Origin of the sequence: Streptomyces sp. NPDC048650 (assembly GCF_043199095.1) — a bacterium.
Lineage (GTDB): Bacteria > Actinomycetota > Actinomycetes > Streptomycetales > Streptomycetaceae > Streptomyces.
Genome location: NZ_JBICVM010000004.1, coordinates 417800 through 438558, shown reverse-complemented (window position 1 = coordinate 438558; position 20759 = coordinate 417800). Strand labels below are relative to the sequence as shown.

Sequence of the window (20759 nt, the reverse complement as noted above, 5' to 3'; positions counted from 1 at the left end):
TCTGACGGAGCGCCAGGAACCGTACGGGGTGAAGCTCGGGACATGGACCATGTATCAGTTACCCGGGGCCGCCCCGGGCTCGCGCTGCTGCTGACCGCGGTGGCGCTCGCCGGACCGCTCGCCCCGGTGGCCGCGGCCGTCACGTCACCGGGCACCGAAGCCGGCGTCGAACTCTCCGCCGACCGCCGCACCGTCTCGGCCTGGATGCCCTACTGGGGCGACACCGAGGCCGCCTATCAGGACGCGCTGGAACACGCCGACCAGCTGCACACCGTCAGCCCCTTCTGGTACGAGGCGTCGGCCGACACCGTCAAGGGGCACGAGGGCGCGGGCAGCGAGGCCGTCATCGACGGGCTGCACCGCGCCGGGATCAACGTCGTGCCCACCGTGACCGAGACGCCGGGCGCGTCCGAGATGGCCGGTCTGATGCACGATCCCAGGCGCCGGGCCGTCCACGTCGAAGCCCTGCTGCGGATGGTGCAGAGCCGTTCGTACGACGGTATCGACCTGGACTACGAGACCATGGCCGTCACCGGCGACCGGGCCGCCCGCGAGCGGGTGCGGACCGGCTACAACCTGCTCACCCGCGACCTGTGCGCGCGGCTGCACGCGCGGGGCAAGCAATGCGTGGTCACCGTTCTGGCCCGGGTCCGCGGCTCCGGGGAGGCCTACGACTACCAGCGCCTGGGCGCGGTCGCCGACCGGGTCCGGATCATGGGCTACGACCTGCACTGGTCCGGCGGCGACGCGGGCCCGCTCTCCTCCAAGGACTGGTACGAGGAGTTTCTGCGCTACGCCACCGACACCATCCCCCGGAACAAGATCGAGGTGGCCTTCCCCGGTTACGGCTGGGACTGGACCAGGGGCACCAAGGGGCGGGCCGGCCATCTGACCTGGAAGGAGGCCGAGTCGCTGCGGCGGCAGACCGGTGCCGACTACAACTTCGACGCCCAGTCGGGCACCCCGCACTTCCGGTACCGGCAGAACGGCGCGGACCACGACGTCTGGTACCAGGACGCCCGCGGTGTCGCCGAGCAGCTGCCGCTGCTCAAGAAGTACGGAGTCCGGGGCACCGGCCTGTGGGCGCTCGGTTTCGAGGACCCGGAGGTCTGGACCGCACTCCGCGGCCAGTAGCCGCGACGGGCCGACGGCCCGGGGAGTCTCCGCGCCCCGGGCCGGGTACGACTCGCGGGTGTGCGGGTGTGCGGGTGTGCGGTCCGGGGGAGTCGCAGCCCGGGGGACGGGTGGCCGGGAACTGTTCCCTCGGGGATACCGACCGCTTAGTATGTCGCCGCAGGGTGACGGCAAGGGAGTCGTGGTGCCGTCGCCCCCACCCGCGTATCCGAGGTCTGTGGAGGCACCAGGTGAAGGCATGGCGCGTGCACGCGAACGGCGAGCCGCACGAGGTGATGCGGCTGGAGGAGGTGCCGGACCCGCAGGCAGGACGGGGTCAGCTGCTGCTGCGGGTACGGGCCGCCAACATCAACTTCCCGGACGCCCTGCTGTGCCGGGGCCAGTACCAGGTACGGCCGCCGCTGCCCTTCACCCCGGGCGTGGAGATCTGCGGCGAGGTCCTGGCGGTCGGTGAGGGCGCGGCCGGTGAGATCGGGCAGCGGGTGCTCGCCCAGCCGCCGCTGCCCGACGGCGGCTTCGCCGAATTCGTGGCCGTCGATGCCGCCACTGTGCGGCCCGCCCCCGAGGCGCTGGACGATGCCGAGGCCGCCGCCCTGCACGTCGGCTACCAGACGGGCTGGTTCGGACTCCACCGGCGGGCCCGGCTCCAGGCGGGGGAGACCCTGCTGGTGCATGCCGCGGCAGGCGGCGTCGGCAGCGCCGCCGTTCAACTCGGCAAGGCCGCCGGCGCCCGGGTCATCGGTGTGGTCGGCGGCGAGGAGAAGGCCCGGATCGCCCGCGAACTGGGCTGCGACCTCGTCCTCGACCGGCGCGTGGACGACATCGTCGCCGAGGTCAAGAAGGCCACCGACGGCCGCGGCGCCGATGTGGTCTACGACCCGGTCGGCGGCGATGCCTACGCCAAGTCCGTCAAGTGCATCGCCTTCGAGGGCCGGATCATCGTCGTGGGCTTCGCCGGCGGCGTCATTCCCAGCCCCGCCCTCAACCACGCCCTGGTGAAGAACTACGCGGTTCTCGGCCTGCACTGGGGCCTCTACAACACCAAGGACCCCGGGGCCGTCGACGCCTGCCACGAGGAGCTCACCAAGCTCGCCGCCCAGGGCGTCATCAAGCCACTGATCGGGGGGCGGGTCACGCTGGCGGACGCCGCCGAGGCCGTACAGCGGGTCGCCGACGGCACGTCCACCGGCCGCCTGGTCGTCCTCCCCCAGGCGGAGGAGGGACGATGACCGACGCCGCCGACCTGCGCCGCCGCACCGCCGACCTGCTCGCCGCGCACCCGCCCGCCACCACCGCGCGGCCGGACTTCCTGCGCGCCCGGTTCGACGCGGGCCTCGCCTGGGTCCACTTCCCCCAGGGGCTCGGTGGGCTGGACGCGCCGCGCGGTCTCCAAGCGGTGGTGGACGCCGAACTGGACGCCGCCGGAGCCCCCGGCAACGACCCGGGCCGCATCGGTATCGGCCTGGGCATGGCAGCGCCCACCATCCTCCGCTACGGCACCGACGAGCAGAAGCAGCGTTTCCTGCGCCCGCTGTGGACCGGGGAGGAGGTGTGGTGCCAGCTGTTCAGCGAGCCCGGCGCGGGATCGGACCTGGCCGCGCTCGCCACCCGAGCCGTCCGGGACGGGGACACCTGGACCGTCGACGGCCAGAAGGTCTGGACGTCCGGCGCGCACCAGGCCCGCTGGGCGATCCTGATCGCCCGCACCGACCCTGGCCTGCCCAAACACCGCGGCATCAGCTACTTCGTGTGCGATATGACCGACCCCGGTGTCGAGGTGCGGCCGCTGCGGCAGATCACCGGCGAGGCCGAGTTCAACGAGGTGTTCCTGACCGGGGTGCGCATCCCCGACGCCCATCGCCTCGGCGAGGTGGGCGAGGGCTGGAAGGTCGCCCAGACCACCCTGATGAACGAGCGCGTCGCCATCGGCGGCGCCCGGATCCCCCGAGAGGGGGGAATGATCGGCGTCGCCGCCGCCGACTGGCGCGAGCGCCCCGAACTGCGCACCCACGACCTGCACCAGCGGCTGCTGAAACTGTGGGTGGACGCCGAGGTCGCCCGGCTGACCGGCGAGCGGCTGCGCCAGCAGCTCACCGAGGGCCAGCCCGGCCCCGAAGGCAGCGGTATGAAGCTGGCCTTCGCCCGCCTCGCCCAGGAGATCAGCGGCTGGGAGGTGGAATTCCTCGCCGCGGACGGACTGGCCTACGACGACTGGACGCTGCGCCGCCCCGACGGGGTCGACTTCACCGGACGCCAGGCCGGCTACCGGTATCTGCGCGCCAAGGGGAACTCCATCGAGGGAGGCACCTCGGAGGTGCTCCTCAACATCGTCGCCGAACGCGTGCTGGGGCTGCCGCCCGAGCCGCGCACCGACAAGGACGTCGCGTGGAAGGACCTCCCCCGATGACTGCCGAGACCACCCCGACGCCCGACCCGGACCTCCTCTACTCCGCCGAGGAGGAGGCGCTCCGCGACGCCGTGCGGTCCCTGCTCGCCGACCGCGGCGACCCCGCCACCGTATTGGCCGGCCTGGAGTCGGACAGCCCCCGCGACAGCGGTCTGTGGCGCGCGCTCGGCACCGGGATCGGTGCCGCCGGACTGCTGGTCCCCGAGAAGTTCGGCGGCCAGGGCGCGAGCGCCCGCGAGGCCGCCGTGGTGCTGGAGGAGCTGGGCCGCTCCGTCGCCCCCGTGCCGTATCTGACCAGCGCCGTCATCGCGGTCACCGCGCTGCTCGGCTGCGACACCGAACGGGCGGACGTCGCCGGTCCGCTGGCCGCACTCGCCGACGGCCGGACGGTCGGCGTGCTCGCCCTGCCGTGGCCCACGCCCCCCGGTGGCGCGGCGCAGCCGCCGGTACGGGCCGGTGCGGACGGCACGCTGACCGGCACGGTGACCCCGGTCGCCGACGCCGCGGCGGCCGAGCTCCTGCTGGTGTGGGCCCGGCGCCCGGAGGGCCCGGCCCTCTACGCCGTCGAGGCCGCCGCCGACGGCGTACGCACCGAAGCCGTCACCCCGCTCGACCTCACCCGGCCCCTCGGCCGTCTCACCTTCGACGGCGCCCGCGGCCGCCTCCTGGCCACCGGGGACCGCGCCCGCGCGGCCGTCGAGCGCGCACTGCTCACCGGTGCCGGGCTGCTCGCCTCCGAACAGCTCGGCCTCGCCGAATGGTGCCTGACCGAGACCGTGCGCCACACCGGCGAACGCACCCAGTTCGGCCGCCCGGTCGGCTCGTTCCAAGCGCTCAAGCACCGGATGGCGGCCCTGTGGCTCGAGGTCGCCTCGGCCCGGGCGGCCGCCCGGAACGCCGCCGACGCACTGGCCACCGACAGCCCCGACGCCCCGGTGGCGGTGGCCGTCGCCCAGGCCTACTGCGCCCCGGTGGCGGTGCGCGCCGCGGAGGAGTGCATCCAGCTGCACGGCGGCATCGGAATGACCTGGGAACACCCTGCCCATCTCTTCCTCAAGCGGGCCAAGAGCGACGAGATCGCCCTGGGCGCACCGGGGGAGCACCGGGAAGCCCTGGCGGAACTGGTCGCGCTCGGCGCGCCGTAGCGAGCGGGCGGTCAGCTGGTGACGGCGAAGGGCGTACTGAAGGCGCGCGTCACGCCGTCACCGGCGGCCACCTCCAGCGCGTAGGCGCGGCCCGGGCTGACCCGCGGCAGGGTCACCAGCGCCTCGCCGACGGACGCGCTGCCGGCCCGCGGCGCGACCAGTGCCAGGCGCTGGGTCCGTTTCCCCTTGGTGCGCACACTGAGCCACACGTCCACGTCGTGGCCGGTGTTGTTCGTCCACGCCACGCTGAAGCTGCCGTTCACGCGGAAGCTCAGCCCGGCCATCGGAGCCGTCACCGCGATCCGTCCCCTGCGCGGTGCGTGCCGGGGCCGGTGGGTGTCGGTGCCCAGGCCGGTGGTGGCCGCGCGTGCCGCGGACCCGCCGTGGCCCGTGATGCTCGCCTGGCGGGGCGCGGCGGCGGGGGCGGGGGCGCCGGTGGCCATCGGCGCCGTCGGCCAGGGGCGGGCGTGTGATGGAAGCAGCGTCAGCACCAGCAGACAGCCCACGGCGGTGGCGGCGATGGCGACGACCACGGACAGGAGCAGCGAGGTGGCCCTTCGCATCCTGATCTCGTTTCCTCGGGGGAGGGACGAGCCGGAACATCCCCGGTCATTTCATCATCAAAAACGCCACGCTGAGCGATCACCTGGATGGACATTCCCGGCGCGACAGGGCGCGGCCGGCGCGGGACACTGCACCGGCGACGGTCACTTTCCGGTCACCCCAATGGCCGACCGCGCCCGTCCGTTGCCGCCCCGGTCATCGGTGATGTCCTGAAAGTGCGCTTCGGGTAGCGTCATATGTATGAAGACCGCAACCCGTCGTGCGCTGTTCGGTCCGATGCTCCTGCTGGTGGCCGCCCTCCTGGCGGTGGTCACGGCGCTCGCGCCCGGGGCCCGTGCCGTCGGCGGACTCGACGCGGCCGCGGCGGCCCTCAAACAGGGGCCGGTCTATGTCGATCCCCGCGCCTCCGGCCAGTTCTCCGCCGCGGAGGCGAGCGCGCTGTCCAAGAAGATCAAGAGCTCCGGCAAACCGATCTTCGTCGCGGTGCTGCCGCGGGCCGCCGAGTACCCGCCCAAGACGCTGCTCCAGGACCTGCGCACCAAGGTCGGCGTCAGCGGCGTCTACGCCGTCGAACTCGGCAACGGCTTCAACGCCGGCGCCGACGCCCGGGTGATGTCCCACAACGCGGTCCGGAATCTGGTCGGCTCGGTCAAACGCTCCGACTACTCCACGGTCTCGCAGCGCCTGAACAGCTTCGTCGACAGTGCCGACCAGCAGGCCAACGGCCACGCCCCCGACTCCTGGGGCGGCGCGGCGGACTCCGGCCCCGGTGTCGGCGCGGCCATCGGGCTGGGCGCGCTGGTCGTCATCGGTGGCGGCGGCGCGTACGCCATCGCCCGCCGCAACCGCCGCAGGCGGGCCGAGGAGGAGCGCGCCGCCCTCGAGGACCTGCGCGTCGTCGTCGACGAGGACATCACGGCCTTCGGCGAGGAGCTGGACCGGCTCGACTTCAGCCCCGGCGAACCCGGTGCCGACGACGCGATGCGCGCCGACTACGCCCATGCGCTGGACGCGTACGAGAGCGCCAAGTCGGCGATGGCCAAGGCCGAGCACCCCGGTGACGTCCAGGCGGTGACCACCGCCCTGGAGGACGGCCGCTTCTCGCTCGCCACTCTCGCCGCCCGGCGCGCCGGCGAGCCGCTGCCCGAACGCCGGCTGCCCTGCTTCTTCGACCCCCGGCACGGCCCGTCCGTGGTCGACGCCCGGTGGGCGCCGGCCGGCGGCGCGGAGCGCACCGTACCGGTGTGCGCGGCCGACAAGAGCCGCCTGGACGACGGCCGGGAGCCGCTGGCCCGCACCGTCCGCACCGCGGACGGCGACCGCCCCTACTGGGACGCGGGTCCCGCCTATGGCCCCTGGGCGGGCGGCTACTTCGGCGGCGGCCTGCTGCCCGGCCTCCTGGTGGGCACCCTGCTCGGCAATCTGATGATGTCGTCGAACGCGTACGGCGCCGACTTCGGTGGCCCCACCGGTGCCGAGGGCGGCGACGTCTCCGGATCCGACTTCAACTCGGACGACTTCGGTGGAGGTTTCGGCGACGGCGGTGGCTTCGGCGGCGGTGGCGGGTTCGGGGACGGTGGCGGGGGCGGGGGATTCGACGGGGGCTTCTGAGCCGTCACCGAGCGGAGGCCGGGTGTCCCGCCTCCGGTGAGCCCACGGCTCGCAGCGCGCTCTGCGCCATCCGGGGCGGCGGCGTGCCCCCGCCCACCGGCGCCCTTGCCCACGGTCGGCCCAACTCCCGCCGGATCCTCGGGCGTTGGCGGCGGCACGGGCGCTGCCGCCGCCGTGCTGCCGACCAACCGGCGCCCGGGCCCGAGCCGGCGGGCCCGCCGCCCGTCGTCCGGCGGGCACGACCACCCGCTCGGCGCCCGGAAGGCGCGCATGGCGCGGCCGCTCGGCGAAGGCGCGATATGTCCGCACGACGGGCCGGCCGACCTCCCGGCACAGGTGCAGCACCTGACCGGGCGCCAGGTGGACGCCGACTGCGCGCCGTAGCCGGCCGGCGGTCCGGGACGGGCCCGGGGCTGCAGTGCACCGGGTCCAGCGGGCGCGGCCGCTCGGTCCCTACGGTCGACAGCCCGTCCGCCCACAGTCCCGCCGAGCGCGGTGGCGGGACCGCCGGGCCGAATTGCCGCAGTACGGCACAGGCGTAGCCCCGGCGGTTCGCGCCCCCGGCAAGAGCAGCGGCGGCCGTGTCCCGCTCCGGTGACGGGCATTCAGGTGCCCCGCTCCCGGATGGCGGGCGCCCGAGTAGCTGACGTTGCGGAACACCTCCGGCAGGCGGCAGCGGGCGTCCGGGCCGTGGGGCAAAGGGAATTGGCGGGGAGCGGGTGAGGTCACCGGGCTGTTCTGCAAGGGATCTTCCCGATGCCGTGTGCCGTGCGGTCGACAAGGCTCGGCAGACCGGCACTCGACGTGTACTCAACACCCCGAGGAGATCCCCGATGCACCGCCGCTTCCGCAAGGCCGCTCTCTGGGGCGCGACCATGGCCGCCGTCCTGGCCGCCACCGGCCCGCTCAGCCCGGCGCATGCCGCGCCGCAGCCCGACCCCACGCCTCAGCCCTCGCCCCGCGGCATGCTCGACGCGATGCGCCGCGACCTCGGTCTGACACCCGACCAGGCCCGAACCCGGCTCGCGCAGGAGGCCGAGGCGCAGCGGGCCGCCGACACCGTGCGCCGGGTGCTCTCCGCACCACCGGCCGGTATGTGGTTCGACAAGACGGTCGGGAAGCTGATCGTCGCGGTCACCGTGCCCACCGACGCGGAGCGGGTACGGGCCGCGGGCGCCGTGCCCAAGACCGTCGCGCACAGCCGGGCCGAGCTCATCGAACTGGTCCGGCAGATCGGCACCCGGGCCGGCAAGGGCGTGCCCGGCGTCACCGGCTGGGGCGTGGACGAGCGGGCCAACGGCGTCGTGGTCCGTATCGACCGCCGGGCCGGCACCGCGGCGACCAACGCCTTCGAGAACGCGGTGCGCTCGATGGCCGCCCCGTCCCGCATCCCCGTGACCATCGAGCGCAGCGCCCAGGCGCCGCGCCAGCAGGGCGGCACGGTGATCGGCGGGGAGCGCTGGATGCCCGGCCAGGAGGGCATCTGCTCCATCGGCTTCTCGGTGACCGACACGGCGGACTTCGAGGGGTTCCTGACGGCCGGTCACTGCACCAACGACGAGGATCAGCCCGCGTACGGCAAGGACGGCAGCCTCCTGGGCACCTCCAACGAGGGCGGTGAGCACAGTGTGATCGGCCGCGAGGGCGACTTCGGTCTGGTCACCGTGGACAAGCCCGGCTGGAGCCTGTCCCCGAACGTGGCCGGCCAGGGCGGCCAGCCGGTCGCCGTCACCGGCTCGCAGGAGGGCGTGACGGGCATGTCCGTCTGCCACTCCGGGGAAGCCACCGGCTGGCACTGCGGCGAAATCACCCGCACCGAGCAGACGGTGGACTACGGCACCACCATCGTCGACGGGCTGTCGTTCACCAACGCCTGTTCCGCGCCCGGCGACTCGGGCGGCTCCTACGTCACGCAGCCCGGTGCCCCGAAGGCCGTCGGGCTGCACTCCGGCGGCGGCACGGCCACCTGCAGCAACGGCGGCGGTGACACGATCACCATCTTCCAGCCGGTCGAGGAGGCGCTGGCGAAGTGGGACCTGACGTTGAAGACGGGCGGTGCCTGACGGGCCGGTTGCCGGGAACCGCTCCCGGCAACCGGCCCCCGGTGCCTACGATGGGACGCAAGTGACCAATGAGGTCCGACGCGTCCGTCCCGAGGGTCGGCGCCACGGGGAGCGGAGACGTCATGGCAGCGGCAACGGGCACAGCGGCGAAGGACGACCCGGCGGCCTTCGCCGTCCGGATCACCGTCCGCGGCTACGAGACCGACACGCAAGGCCACCTCAACCAGGCCGTCTACCTCCAGTACGCCGAGCACGCCCGCTGGTCGCTGCTCCAGGCGAGCGGCATCCGGCAGAGCGCCATGCTGGAGCGGCGCATCGGCCCGGTGACGATCGAGACCACCATCCGCTACCGGCGCGAACTGCGTGCCGGCGACGAAGTGGAGGTCAGCTGTGCCTTCGTCTGGCGCGACGGCAGGACGTTCGTCATCGAGCAGACCGTGCGCACGGCCGACGGGACGGTGGCCGCCGAGCTGAGCGCCGTGGGCGGGCTGCTCGACCTCGAGCGGCGCACGCTCCTCCCGGACCCGCGCGAGGTGTTCCGCACGCTGGCCACCGAACCCGCGCTGCTGGGCCTCGGCGGTCAGCCGGACGCGTGATCCCGGCGCCCCGGTGACCGGCGGGGCGCCTACGGCTTCTGCGGCACCACCATCACCTCGGTGCCGCCCGCCCGCGCCGCCCGGAGGTGCTCCGCGGCCAGCCCGTCGTCCACGATCAGCAACTCGAAGTCGCTCAGCGGCGCGAGCGCGTACAGCCCGTCCTTGGTGAACTTCGTGTGGTCGGCGACCAGCACCCGGCGCGCCGCGCTCTCCATCATGGCGCGCTTGACCTGCACCGTCTCCGGTGAGGTGTGATAGCAGCGGCCGTTGGTGACGGCCGTGGTGGACATGAACAGCACATCGGCGCGAAAGGCCCGCACCGCGTCCGCGGTGTGCAGCCCCATGAAGGCGTCGTAGGCCGGGAAGTAGGCGCCGCCCAGGGTGATCAGTGAGATACCGGGTTCCTTGGCGAGGGTGGTGATCGCCGGCAGCGAATTGGTGAGCACGGTCAGCGGGGTGTGCTCGACGGCCTGGTGCGCCAGCAGCAGACAGGTCGTGCTGTCGTCCAGCAGCACCGTCTGCCCCGGGACCAGCAGCGTCGCCGCGGCCCGTGCCAGCAGCTGTTTCGTCGCCGCCATGGTGGCCATCCGCTCCGCGACGCTGCCGTGGAACTGCGCCGAGGGCAGCCCGGTCGCGCCGCCGCGCACCTTGCGCAGCCAGCCCTGCGCCTGGAGGGCGTCCAGATCGCGGTGCGCGGTCATCAGGCTCACGCCGAACTCCTCGGCGAGGTCCGAGGTGCGCACGAAGCCGCTCGCGATGACGCGCTCGCGCATCCGCCGCCGCCGCTCCTCCTGGGCCTCGACCCGGTCCATCGCACCGCTCCCTGGGTAGCCCGCCGCGTGAATTCGCCGCGTTATGTTCGCACGGAATTAACACCGCGCACGCGGCGCCGACGGTGTCCACGTGCGGTTCCGCTACGAGGCAACACGGCTGGTCGCGGCCGCGATGCGAAGATTCCGGCGGCCATTGACGCCCGATTCCGCGCGGCGGTTCCATCGCTCCCGTTCACCCCTCCTGCCCCGCCGCCGCAGAAAGGGAGATTCGATGACGAACTCTCCGCCGCGTTCGCTGATCACCCGCCTGGGCATCCCGCCGACCCTCGTGTGGGGATACGTCGGACTGCTCCTCTTCATGGTCGGGGACGGTGTCGAGTCCGGCTACCTCTCGCCGTACCTGACCGACCAGGGCTTCTCCGAATCCCGCGTCGCGCTGCTGTTCACCGTCTACGGGATCGCCGCCGCCCTTGCGGCCTGGCTCTCCGGGGCGCTCTGCGACCTGTGGGGCCCGCGCCGCGTCATGTGGGCCGGGCTGGGCGTCTGGGCGGTCTTCCAACTGCTCTTCCTCGCCCTGGCCATCCCGATGTCCAGCTATCCGCTGATGCTCCTCGCCTACGGTCTGCGCGGCCTGGGCTACCCGCTCTTCGCCTACGGTTTCCTGGTCTGGGTCGCCGCGGTGGCGCCGCGTGCCCGGCTCGGCACCGCCATGGGGTGGTTCTGGTTCGCCTTCACCGGCGGCCTGCCCACGCTCGGCTCCCTCGTCGCCGGCGCGCTGATCCCGGGCATCGGCTCCTACGCCACCCTGTGGGCCGCGCTGGCCCTGGTGGCCGCCGGCGGGCTCATCGCCCTGCTGCTGGTGCGGGACGAGCGAGGCGGCAGGCGGCTCGCGGCCGACGGTCCGCTCGACACGCTGCTCGGCAGCATCACCATCCTGTGGCGCAACCCCCGCGTCGGCGTGGGTGCGGTGGTCCGCGTCATCAACACCTCCTCGCAGTTCGGCTTCTTCGTGATCATGCCGATCCACTTCACCAGGACGGTCGGCTTCAGCCTCACCCAGTGGCTGCATCTGCTCAGCGCGATGTTCGCCACCAATATCTTCGCCAACCTGCTGTTCGGCGTGCTCGGCGACCGGATCGGCTGGCGCCGCACCATCGCCTGGTTCGGCGGCGCCGGCTGCGCCGTGAGCACCCTGCTGCTCTTCTACGTACCGAACGCCGCGGGCGCCAACTTCCCGCTCGCCTTGCTGGTGGCCGCCTTCTACGGCGCTACACTTGCGGGTTATGTCCCGATATCAGCTCTGATGCCCTCCCTGGAACCGCACCACAAGGGGCAGGCGCTGGCCGCGCTCAACCTGGGCGCCGGCGCCAGCACCTTCGTGGGTCCCGCCGTGGTCGCGGCCTTCGTGGGGCCGCTCGGCGTCGCAGGGGTTGTCTGGATCTTCGCGGGGATGTATGCGGTGAGCTGTGTGCTCACCCTCTTCCTGAAGCTGCCGGGCGAGCCGGGCACCGCGGACGGCGCGCCGCAGTCCGACGCGCCGGCCGCCGCCCCGGCTCCGGCGTGAGAGGACCCCACTGATGTCCGTACTGACCATCGACGTCGGCACCACGGTGATCAAGTCCGTCGTCTTCGACGACCAGGGCACCGAGATCGCCGTCGCCCGCCGGGCCACCGAGGTCCTGCGCCCGCACCCCGGCTGGGCCGAACAGGACATGGACGCCGTCTGGAGCGCCGTCGTCCACACCGTCCGGGAAGTCCTCGAGGAGACGGCCGACCCCGTATGGCTGGTGTCCTTCACGGCGCAGGGCGACGGCGCCTGGCTCGTCGACGACCACGGCCGCCCCACCGGACCCGCCATCCTGTGGTCCGACGGGCGCGCCGGGGACCTGCTGGGCGCCTGGCAGCGCGACGGCGTCCTCGAAGCGGCCTTCCGCCGTAACGGCTCGCTGACCTGCACCGGCATGCCCAACGCCCTCTTCAGCTGGCTCGCCGCGCACGACCCGGACCGGCTCGCCCGCTCGGCCACCTCGCTCACCGCCGCCGGCTGGCTCTTCCTGCGGCTGACGGGAGTCCGCGCCAGCGACGAATCCGACGCCTCGGCACCGTTCCTCGACCACGCCACCGGCGACTACGACCCGCAGATCCTCGAGCTGTTCGGCCTGAGCGCCTACCGGCGGCTGCTGCCCACCGTGCTGGGGGAGTCGGAGCGCATCGCCGAGCTCACCGCCGAGGCCGCCGACCGGCTGGGCCTGCCGGCCGGGCTGCCCGTCGTGATGTCCCCGTACGACATCGCCGCGACCGCGCGCGGCGTCGGAGTGGTCAACCCCGGCCAGGCGTGCAGCATCCTGGGCACCACCTTGTGCACCGAGATCGTCCGCACCGGCATCGACACGGGCGGCGAACCCTCCGGCATCAACATCGCCTACCGCGGCCGCGAGCGCGTGCTGCGCGCCTTCCCCACGCTCAACGGCGCCGAGGTGCTGGGCTGGGCGGCGCGGCTGCTGCACCTGCCCGGCCCGCCCGAACTGGCACAGCTGGCCTTCGCCTCGCAGCCGGGAGCCCGCGGCCTGACGTTCCTGCCGTACCTCTCCCCGGCGGGCGAGCGGGCCCCCTTCCTCGACCCGCACGCCCGCGGCGCGTTCTGGGGCATGTCCCTCGACCACACCCCCGCCGACCTGGCCCGCGCCGTCTTCGACGGCCTCTCCCTGGTCCTGCGCGACTCGCTGGCCGCCGCCCGTACGGACGTCAGCGAACTGCGACTGTGCGGCGGCGGCGCCAACAGCGACGCCTGGTGCGCGCTGATCGCCGACGCGACGGGCGTGCCGACCGCCCGCTCCGGCGACACCGAACTCGGTGCCAAGGGCGCCTTCCTCACCGGCCTGGTCCGCACCGGTGCCGAGACCAGCATGCACAGTGCGGCCGCCAAGTACGTCCGGATGAGCCGGAGCTGGCAGCCGGACCCGGAGCGGGCGGAGTTCTACACCGCGCTCTACGAGGACTTCCTCACCTGGCGCGGCCTGGCCCGTGCGGCCGGCTGGCGCAGCGGCGCGGCGTGGCGCGGGAGCCCGTCGAACGGGCCGCCGGCCGAAACCCCCACCCCCCTCGGAGGAACCCGTGTCTGACCCCCAGGCCCCCACCCTCGACGGCATCTGGCTCGGCCTCGACCTGGGCACCCAGAGCGCCCGCTGCGCCGCCGTCGACGGCACCGGCCAGGTGCTCGCCACCGCGTCCCGCCCGCTGACCGGTCACCGCGAGGGCCGGTGCCACGAGCAGGATCCGCGGGAATGGTGGACCGCGCTCGCCGCCGCCTGCCGGGAGGCCCTGGACGGCATCGACCCGCGGCGCGTCCGTGGGCTCGCCATCGACGGCACCTCCGGCACGATCCTGCTCGCCGACGCCCACGGCACCCCGCTCACCCCGGGTCTGATGTACGACGACGGGCGCGCCGACACCCAGGCCGCGGCCGCCAACGAGGCGGGCGCCGAGGTATGGCGGGAACTGGGCTACCGCAGCATGCAGCCGTCCTGGGCACTGCCCAAACTCCGCTGGCTGCTGACGCACGTACCGGCCGCGACGGCGGAGGGCACCCGGCTGCTGCACCAGGTCGACCTGATCACCTGGCAGCTGGCGGGGCACCAGGTCGCGTCCGACGCCAGCCATGCGCTCAAGACCGGCTACCACCTGATCGAGGAGCGGTGGCCGACCGAGGTGATGGACGAACTCGGCGTCCCCGAGGGTATGTTGCCCGAGGTCGTGCGCCCCGGGGCCGTGCTGGGCACGGTATGCGCCGCGGCCGCCGACGCCACCGGAATCCCGGTGGGCACCACCATCGTCGCCGGCATGACCGACGGCTGCGCGGCCCAGATCGGCGCCGGAGCCCTTGCACCCGGCGCCTGGAACTCGGTACTGGGCACCACCCTCGTCCTCAAAGGCACCAGCCCGCACCTCGTCCGGGACCCGGCGGGGGTCGTCTACTGCCACCGCGGGCCGGGCGACAACTGGCTGCCGGGCGGCGCCTCCAGCAGCGGCGCGGGCGTCATCTCCCAGTACTTCCACAGCGAGAACCTGGACGTGCTCACGGAACAGGCCGCCGCCCTCGATCCGGACGCGGTCGCCTACCCCCTGGTCTCCACCGGCGGCGAGCGCTTCCCGTTCCACGCCCCCGAGGCCGAACCCTTCATCATCGGGGACGTCGTCAACCGCGCGGGCGAGTTCCACGCCTACCTCCTCGGCGTCGCCTGCCTCGAACGGCTCTGCTTCGACTACCTCGACCGGCTCGGCGCGCCCGTCGACGGGCCGCTCACTCTCACCGGCGGCGGCGCCCGCAATCGCTACTGGTGCCGGCTGCGCGGGGATGTCCTCGGCCGCCCGGTACGCCTGCCCGCCCATGCCGAGAGCGCCCTCGGCATGGCCGTCCTGGCCGCCACGTCCTCCGGCGTCGGCCTCCGGACGACGGCCGCCGCGATGACCCCCACCGCCACCGAGATCCAGCCGTCGCCGCACCGCACCGCCCGCTACACCCCCGTCTACCTCCGCTTCGTCGACGAACTCACCCGCCGTGGCTGGCTCGACCCCGCCGTGGCCGACCACGCCCGCAGGAGGGCCGCTCCGTGACCGACTTCATCCTCGTACGCCACGGCGAGACCGTCTGGCATGCGGAGAACCGCTACGCCGGCCGCACCGACGTGCCCCTGACCGACCACGGCCGCGACCAGGCCGCCGCCCTCGCCCTCTGGGCCGCCACCGCCTCCCTCACCGCCGTCTGGAGCTCCCCCCTCGCCCGCGCCCGGCTCACCGCCGCCCCCGCCGCCGACGCCTGCGGCCTCATCCCCCGCGTCGACGACCGCCTCTACGAGCTCGACTTCGGCCGGGGCGAGGGCCTGACCCGGAACGAGATGCGGCAGCTCTTCCCCGACCAGGTGGCGGCCTTCCTCGCCGACCCGGTCGGCAGCCACCTGCCCGGCGGCGAGGACCCGCGCCGGGCCGCCGAGCGCGCCGCCGCCTGCCTCACCGGCCTCGCCCGCGAACAGCCCGACGGCCGCATCCTCGTCGTCGCCCACTCCACCCTGGTGCGGCTGCTCCTCTGCCACCTCCTCGGCATCCCGCTCGCCGACTACCGACGGGTCTTCCCCCGGCTGCACAACGGCGCCCTCACCGAGATCCGCATCGAGAACGGGCAGGCCGCCCTGCTCAGTTTCAACACCCCGGCCCTGACCCAGGCGCCCGCCCTCCACTGACCGCACGTCACCCCAGGAGTACCCCCACCATGACCACCACCGTCCTCGCCGCCGGAAACCACTTCATCCGCCCGAGCCTGTTCGCCGAGGCGGTACGCACCGCGGCCGGGGACATACCGCTGGACATCCGGGAGCTCCAGTTCGGCTGGCCGCACACCCCCTTCGGCCCGGTCGCCGAGGTCATCGAGGCGTCCGGCAGCGAGGACGAGATGATCGAGGCACTCCGGGGAGTCGAGATCTGTGTCACCGAGCACGGCCCGCTCACCTCGCGCATCCTCGCCAACTGCCCCGATCTGAAGCTGTTCTGCACCAGCCGCGGCGGCCCGGTCAACGCCAACCTGGAAGCCGCCACCCGGCACGGCGTCGCGGTCTGCTACGCCCCCGGGCGGAACGCCACCGCCACCGCGGAGCACACCCTCACCCTGCTGCTCGCCGCCGCCCGCGGTGTCGGCGACACCCACACCGATCTGCGCCGCGGTGTCTGGCGCGGCGACTACTACGACTACGACAACTGCGGCATCGAGATCGAGGGCACCACCGTCGGCCTGATCGGCTACGGCGCCATCGGCAGCCGCGTCGCCGCCGTCCTCGCCGCGATGGGCGCCACGGTCCTCGTACACGACCCGTACGTCCGCCCCGAGGCGCTGGCCGGCATCGCCGCACAGGTCGGTCTGGACGAGCTGCTCACCCGCTCCCGCATCGTCTCCCTGCACGCGCGGGTCACCGAGGAGACCACCGGCATGATCGGACGCGACCAGATCGCCGCCATGCCCCGCGGCTCCGTCCTCGTCAACTGCGCCCGCGGCGCGCTCCTCGACTACGACGCGGTCTGTGACGCCCTGGACTCCGGGCACCTGTCCGGCGCGGGCTTCGACGTCTTCCCCGAGGAGCCGCTGCCCGCCGGATCCCGGCTGCTGTCCGCCCCCGGCGCCGTCCTCACCCCGCACATCGCGGGCGGCAGCCGGCAGGTCGCGCACAAGGCCGCACGGATCGTCGCCGGGGACGTCGCCCGCCATCTGCGCGGTGAGGCGCCGGCGCACTGCGCCAACCCCGAGGTGCTGGCGGCCCGCTGACCGGACGGCCGCCGGCCGACCGCAACGGAGAAGGCCACCCCGCGTCAGGGGTGGCCTTCTCCGTTCTCGTGCCCGTGGTGAACGGGTCCCTGGGCGCGGGCGTCAGCGGCGCCGCACCAGCGGGAACGGCAGCGTCTCGCGGATCGAGAGCCCGGTCAGGAACATCACCAGCCGGTCCACGCCGATGCCCAGACCGCCCGTCGGCGGCATCGCGTACTCCAGCGCCTGGAGGAAGTCCTCGTCCAGCTCCATCGCCTCGACATTGCCGCCGGCCGCCAGCAGCGACTGGGCGGTGAGCCGTCGCCGCTGCTCGACCGGGTCCGTCAGCTCCGAGTAGGCGGTGCCCAGTTCGGTGCCGAAGGCGACCAGGTCCCAGCGCTCGGCGAGCCGCGGGTCGCGCCGGTGCTGGCGGGTCAGCGGGGAGACGTCGGTGGGGAAGTCCTTGTAGAACGTGGGCAGCTGGGTCTTCTCCTCCACCAGCCGCTCGTACATCTCCAGCACGACGTCGCCGCGCCCCATCTCCGGCTTCACCGGCACCGCGGCCCGCAGACACAGCCGCCGCAGCACATCCGGCTCGGTATCCGCGTCGACCTCCTCGCCGAGCGCCTCGGAGATCGCGCCGTAGACGGTCTTGACCGGCCACAGCCCCGAGATGTCGTGCTCGACCAGCCGGCCGTTCGCATCCGCCTTACGGGCGGTGGCGCTGCCGAACGCCGCGACGGCCGCGCCCTGGATCAGCTCCCGGGTCAGATCGAGCATCACGTCGTAGTCGGCGAACGCCTGGTACGCCTCCAGCATCGTGAACTCGGGGTTGTGCTTGTAGGAGATGCCTTCGTTGCGGAACGTCCGCCCCATCTCGAAGACCTTCTCCATGCCGCCCACGCACAGCCGCTTGAGGTACAGCTCCGGTGCGATGCGCAGATACAGGTCCAGGTCGTAGGCGTTGATGTGGGTGTGGAACGGGCGGGCGTTGGCGCCGCCGTGGATCTGCTGGAGCATCGGCGTCTCGACCTCGAGGTAGCCCCGGTCGATCAGCCCCTGGCGCAGCGCCTGCACGGCCGTGCTGCGCGCCCGGACCGTGTCCCGCGCGTCCGGCGAGACGACCAGGTCCACATACCGCTGGCGGACCTTGGCCTCCGGGTCGGACAGGCCGCGTCGCTTGTCCGGCAGCGGCCGCAGACACTTGGCGGTCAGCCGCCACCGCGTCACGAACACCGTCAGCTCACCGCGTTCGCTCGCGCCGACCTCGCCCTCGGCCTCGACGTGGTCACCCAGGTCGATGTCCGAGCCGAAGCGGTCCAGCAGCTCAGCACCGCTGCCGTCCCGGGTCAGGGCGATCTGCAGATCGCCCGACCAGTCCCGCAGCACCGCGAAGAGGACCCCGCCGTGGTCGCGGGCGAGCAGCACCCGCCCGGCGACGCTCACCGACTTGCCGGTACGGGCCCCCGGCGCGAGGTCGGGATGCTCCTCCCGCACCTCGGCGAGCGTGTGCGTACGCTCCACCCCCACCGGATACGGGTCCGTGCCGGTCTCCCGCAGCCGCTCCAGCTTGTGGTGGCGCACCCGCACCTGCTCGGGCAGCGCGGCCAGTTCCTGCGCGCGCTGCTCCTCCTCGGTGACCGGGGTGTGCACCAGCCCGAGCTCGTGCAGCGACGGCAGCCCGGCGGTGCTCGCCGGGGCCAGCACCCGCTTCTTGTGTCCCTTGCCCCACAGCTTGCCCAGGCTCGGCACCGCCACGAAGCCCTCGGCGATACCGGACGCGAGCCCGATCCGGGCCAGCGCACCGGCGTCCGCGTAGCACAGGAACCGCGGATACCACTCGGGGTTGTACTTGGCGTTGGAGCGGTAGAGCGCCTCCAGCTGCCACCACTTGGAGAAGAACAGCAGCAGCTTGCGCCAGAACTTCAGCACCGGCCCCGCGCCGATCCGGCCACCCTCCTCGAAGGCCGACCGGAACACCGCGAAGTTCAACGAGATCCGCCGCACCCCGAGCTGCCCGGCCTGCGCGCACAGCTGGGCGACCATGTACTCCATGACGCCGTTGGGCGCGGCCCGGTCGCGGCGCATCACGTCCAGCGAGATGCCGTCCGCACCCCACGGGACGAAGGACAGCAGCGCCATCATCTTGCCGTCGCCGTCGAACGCCTCCGCCAGCAGACAGTCCCCGTCCTCCTCGTCGCCGAGCCGGTCCAGCGCCATCGAGAAACCGCGCTCGGTCTCGGTGTCGCGCCAGGCGTCCGCCCGGTGGATGATCTCCTGCATCTCCTCGTCGGACAGCGCCGAGTGACGGCGCAGCCGGAAGGTGGCGCCGGTGCGCTCGACGCGGTTGACGGCCTGCCGGGTAACCCGCATCTCGCGGCCGTCCAGGTCGAAGTCCTTGACGTGCAGGATCGCCTCATCGCCCAGCTGCAGCGCGCCCAGCCCGCTGCGCGCGAACGCCTTGGCACCGTCCTCGCTCGCGCCCATGACGGCGGGCTGCCAGCCGTACCGTACGGCGACCTCCAACCAGGCCTCGATGGCCGGCCCCCAGGCTTCCCGGTCGCCGACCGGGTCGCCGCTGGCCAGGCAGACGCCGGTCTCCACGCGGTAGGTGACGGCGGCCTTGCCGCTGGGGGAGAAGACCACGGCCTTGTCGCGCCGGGTGGCGAAGTAGCCCAGCGAGTCCTGGCTGCCGTAGCGGGCGAGCAGCGCCCGGATACGGGCCTCCTCGTCGCCGTGCAGTGCGGCCTCCATCCGCTGGGAACGGAACAGCGCGGCGGCGGCGTTCAGCAGGGCGAGCGCGCCCAGCAGGCCCAGTACCGTCATCAGCCCGTGCGGCGGATGCCCGGTGAAGTGGCGGCCGCCGACCAGCCCGCCGCAGACGCGGTTGGCGGTCCACAGCAGCCGGTTCCCGCCGCCGGGCTCCAGCGTGCCGGGGAACAGCGAGACCAGCCCCCAGCCGACCAGCACCGCGACGACGAGCCCGCCGACCAGCACCCCGATGGCCCGCAGGAACGCCCCGCGTCGGGTGATCGCGTAGAACTCGCGGTGCGCGACGAGCAGCAGCACCAGCGCGCCGGTGCACAGCACGACGGAGAACGCGTACTCCCAGTAGCCGGCGGCGAGGAACAGTGCGTCCGCCAGGGCGACGAGCAGCATGTACGCCACCACGAACCACAGCGCGACCCGTTTGCGGGCGGCCAGCGCCGCACCGAGCAGGAAGAGGAACGCGGCGTACGCGAAGTTCGGTGCCACCGGGATGGTGAGGGTGTCCAGCCAGTAGATCACCGGCTGAAGACCGCGCCGCAAGGGCCCGATCAGTGCTGTCAGGGCGCAGAAGAGCCCCAGCAAGCTGAAGGTGATGGCGAAGCCGTTGGGCACACGGCGCCGGAAGCGCCGCCACGCCGTGAGTTGATCCTGGTCCTGCACGCTGCTCATTCCGTCAGATTAGGCTTGGAAGGGGGCCGGCTGCTGTGGGGTTGTGCGACCGTCCGGTCTCCGGTCCATCGGTCGTGTCGGCTTTCCCCCGTTCGGGCGATCCGGTTGCCCTTGCGGAGCCGTCCGCCCGGGGCTCGTCCCCGATGCGGCGAGACCGCCGGCCTTGGCCGTGGTCACCGACTCCTTGACCTCGCCCCTCGCTCCGTGGGCGTTCTCCGTGCGGGCGACGACGGAGTACTTGGTCGCCGGCGCGGTCCGGATGCGTGAGGTCCAGACCGTGCCGCCGTCGCCGAGCCCGCCGGTCAGCTGCTCGCCCCGGGGATCGGTGACCGTCACCTCGGTCAGCACACCACCGCGCGCGGTGACCCGGAGCCGGTCGCCGGCCTGCACCGTCCTGGTGCCGCTCGCCGCCCCCAGCCCCACCTGCACCGAGGCGCCCTCGCTCGCCGACACCGGGCCGCTCCCGCATCCGCTGAGCGCACCGACGCCGACCAGCGACGCCAGGAGGAGCGCACCGCGCGGCGTCCGGCGGGGCCGGGCACGGAGAGGGGAGGGGGGCTGGCGCATGAGCGGGGCTTTCCGGCTTTCTCGGTGGTACGGGAGCGTCGGTCGCTAAGACGGTCAACCCCCATACTTCGTTGCCCGGAGTGACGTGATGCGCGCCACACGGCGGCGGAGCGGCTCGTGCGGCAGGTCGGTGACATGCAGTGATCACCCGATCGGTGGAGCCGAGTGCGAA

At 73.3% G+C, this 20759-nt stretch carries 16 protein-coding genes; 12 read left to right on the top strand and 4 right to left on the bottom strand.

The window, feature by feature from the left end:
- The first annotated feature begins 42 nt into the window (after positions 1 to 42).
- From ACGFML_RS14335 to ACGFML_RS14320, 4 genes are all read left to right on the top strand, one after another.
- Complete coding sequence (locus ACGFML_RS14335; protein WP_393543428.1) at positions 43 to 1134, top strand: glycosyl hydrolase family 18 protein; 1092 nt, start codon at positions 43 to 45, stop codon at positions 1132 to 1134.
- 230 nt (positions 1135 to 1364) lie between these two features.
- Positions 1365 to 2363: an NADPH:quinone oxidoreductase family protein gene (locus ACGFML_RS14330; RefSeq protein ID WP_393543426.1), complete on the top strand. Its 999-nt coding sequence runs from the start codon at positions 1365 to 1367 to the stop codon at positions 2361 to 2363.
- The gene (locus tag ACGFML_RS14325; RefSeq protein WP_393543424.1) at positions 2360 to 3541 is read left to right on the top strand and encodes an acyl-CoA dehydrogenase family protein; all 1182 of its coding nucleotides are present in this window, start codon (positions 2360 to 2362) and stop codon (positions 3539 to 3541) included. The genes ACGFML_RS14330 and ACGFML_RS14325 overlap by 4 nt, the downstream gene beginning before the upstream one ends.
- On the top strand, positions 3538 to 4686 hold the full coding sequence (locus tag ACGFML_RS14320) for an acyl-CoA dehydrogenase family protein (protein ID WP_393543422.1): 1149 nt from the start codon (positions 3538 to 3540) through the stop codon (positions 4684 to 4686). Before ACGFML_RS14325 ends, ACGFML_RS14320 begins: the two co-directional genes overlap by 4 nt.
- An 11-nt stretch (positions 4687 to 4697) precedes the next feature.
- On the opposite strand, the gene ACGFML_RS14315 is transcribed toward ACGFML_RS14320, so the two are convergent.
- Entirely contained in the window at positions 4698 to 5249 is a 552-nt protein-coding gene (locus tag ACGFML_RS14315; RefSeq protein WP_393543420.1) for a hypothetical protein, read from the bottom strand.
- A gap of 241 nt (positions 5250 to 5490) precedes the next feature.
- Between ACGFML_RS14315 and ACGFML_RS14310 the strand changes: the two genes are divergently transcribed.
- From ACGFML_RS14310 to ACGFML_RS14300, 3 genes are all read left to right on the top strand, one after another.
- Entirely contained in the window at positions 5491 to 6861 is a 1371-nt protein-coding gene (locus ACGFML_RS14310; RefSeq protein WP_393543418.1) for a hypothetical protein, read from the top strand.
- Between the two features lie 833 nt (positions 6862 to 7694).
- Entirely contained in the window at positions 7695 to 8924 is a 1230-nt protein-coding gene (locus ACGFML_RS14305) for an alpha-lytic protease prodomain-containing protein (protein WP_393543416.1), read from the top strand.
- A gap of 122 nt (positions 8925 to 9046) precedes the next feature.
- Entirely contained in the window at positions 9047 to 9520 is a 474-nt protein-coding gene (locus tag ACGFML_RS14300) for an acyl-CoA thioesterase (protein WP_393543415.1), read from the top strand.
- A 29-nt stretch (positions 9521 to 9549) separates the two neighbouring features.
- Here ACGFML_RS14300 and ACGFML_RS14295 read toward each other — a convergent pair whose 3' ends face one another.
- Positions 9550 to 10332, bottom strand: coding sequence for a DeoR/GlpR family DNA-binding transcription regulator (locus ACGFML_RS14295; RefSeq protein WP_393543413.1), 783 nt, complete (start codon positions 10330 to 10332; stop codon positions 9550 to 9552).
- Positions 10333 to 10564: 232 nt separating this feature from the next.
- Here ACGFML_RS14295 and ACGFML_RS14290 point away from each other — a divergent pair, with 232 nt between their 5' ends.
- Genes ACGFML_RS14290 through ACGFML_RS14270 form a run of 5 tightly spaced genes read left to right on the top strand, consistent with a single transcriptional unit; the run spans position 10565 to position 16603 of the window.
- Positions 10565 to 11857: an MFS transporter gene (locus tag ACGFML_RS14290; RefSeq protein ID WP_393543411.1), complete on the top strand. Its 1293-nt coding sequence runs from the start codon at positions 10565 to 10567 to the stop codon at positions 11855 to 11857.
- Between the two features lie 13 nt (positions 11858 to 11870).
- A complete protein-coding gene (locus ACGFML_RS14285) occupies positions 11871 to 13415 on the top strand; it encodes an FGGY-family carbohydrate kinase (protein WP_393543410.1) in 1545 nt (514 codons plus the stop codon).
- Positions 13408 to 14907, top strand: a complete 1500-nt coding sequence (locus ACGFML_RS14280) for an FGGY-family carbohydrate kinase (protein WP_393543408.1) — start codon at positions 13408 to 13410, stop codon at positions 14905 to 14907. Before ACGFML_RS14285 ends, ACGFML_RS14280 begins: the two co-directional genes overlap by 8 nt.
- Complete coding sequence (locus tag ACGFML_RS14275; RefSeq protein ID WP_393543406.1) at positions 14904 to 15530, top strand: histidine phosphatase family protein; 627 nt, start codon at positions 14904 to 14906, stop codon at positions 15528 to 15530. Before ACGFML_RS14280 ends, ACGFML_RS14275 begins: the two co-directional genes overlap by 4 nt.
- Before the next feature lie 29 nt (positions 15531 to 15559).
- Entirely contained in the window at positions 15560 to 16603 is a 1044-nt protein-coding gene (locus ACGFML_RS14270) for a 2-hydroxyacid dehydrogenase (protein ID WP_393543404.1), read from the top strand.
- Positions 16604 to 16705: 102 nt separating this feature from the next.
- Here the strand turns inward: ACGFML_RS14270 and lysX are convergent, their stop codons facing one another.
- The gene (gene lysX / locus ACGFML_RS14265) at positions 16706 to 20020 is read right to left on the bottom strand and encodes a bifunctional lysylphosphatidylglycerol synthetase/lysine--tRNA ligase LysX (protein WP_393543402.1); all 3315 of its coding nucleotides are present in this window, start codon (positions 20018 to 20020) and stop codon (positions 16706 to 16708) included.
- Between the two features lie 9 nt (positions 20021 to 20029).
- Positions 20030 to 20587 carry an Ig-like domain-containing protein gene (locus ACGFML_RS14260; RefSeq protein WP_393543400.1) on the bottom strand — a complete coding sequence of 186 codons (558 nt, stop codon included), beginning with the start codon at positions 20585 to 20587 and terminating at the stop codon, positions 20030 to 20032.
- Positions 20588 to 20759: the final 172 nt, after the last annotated feature.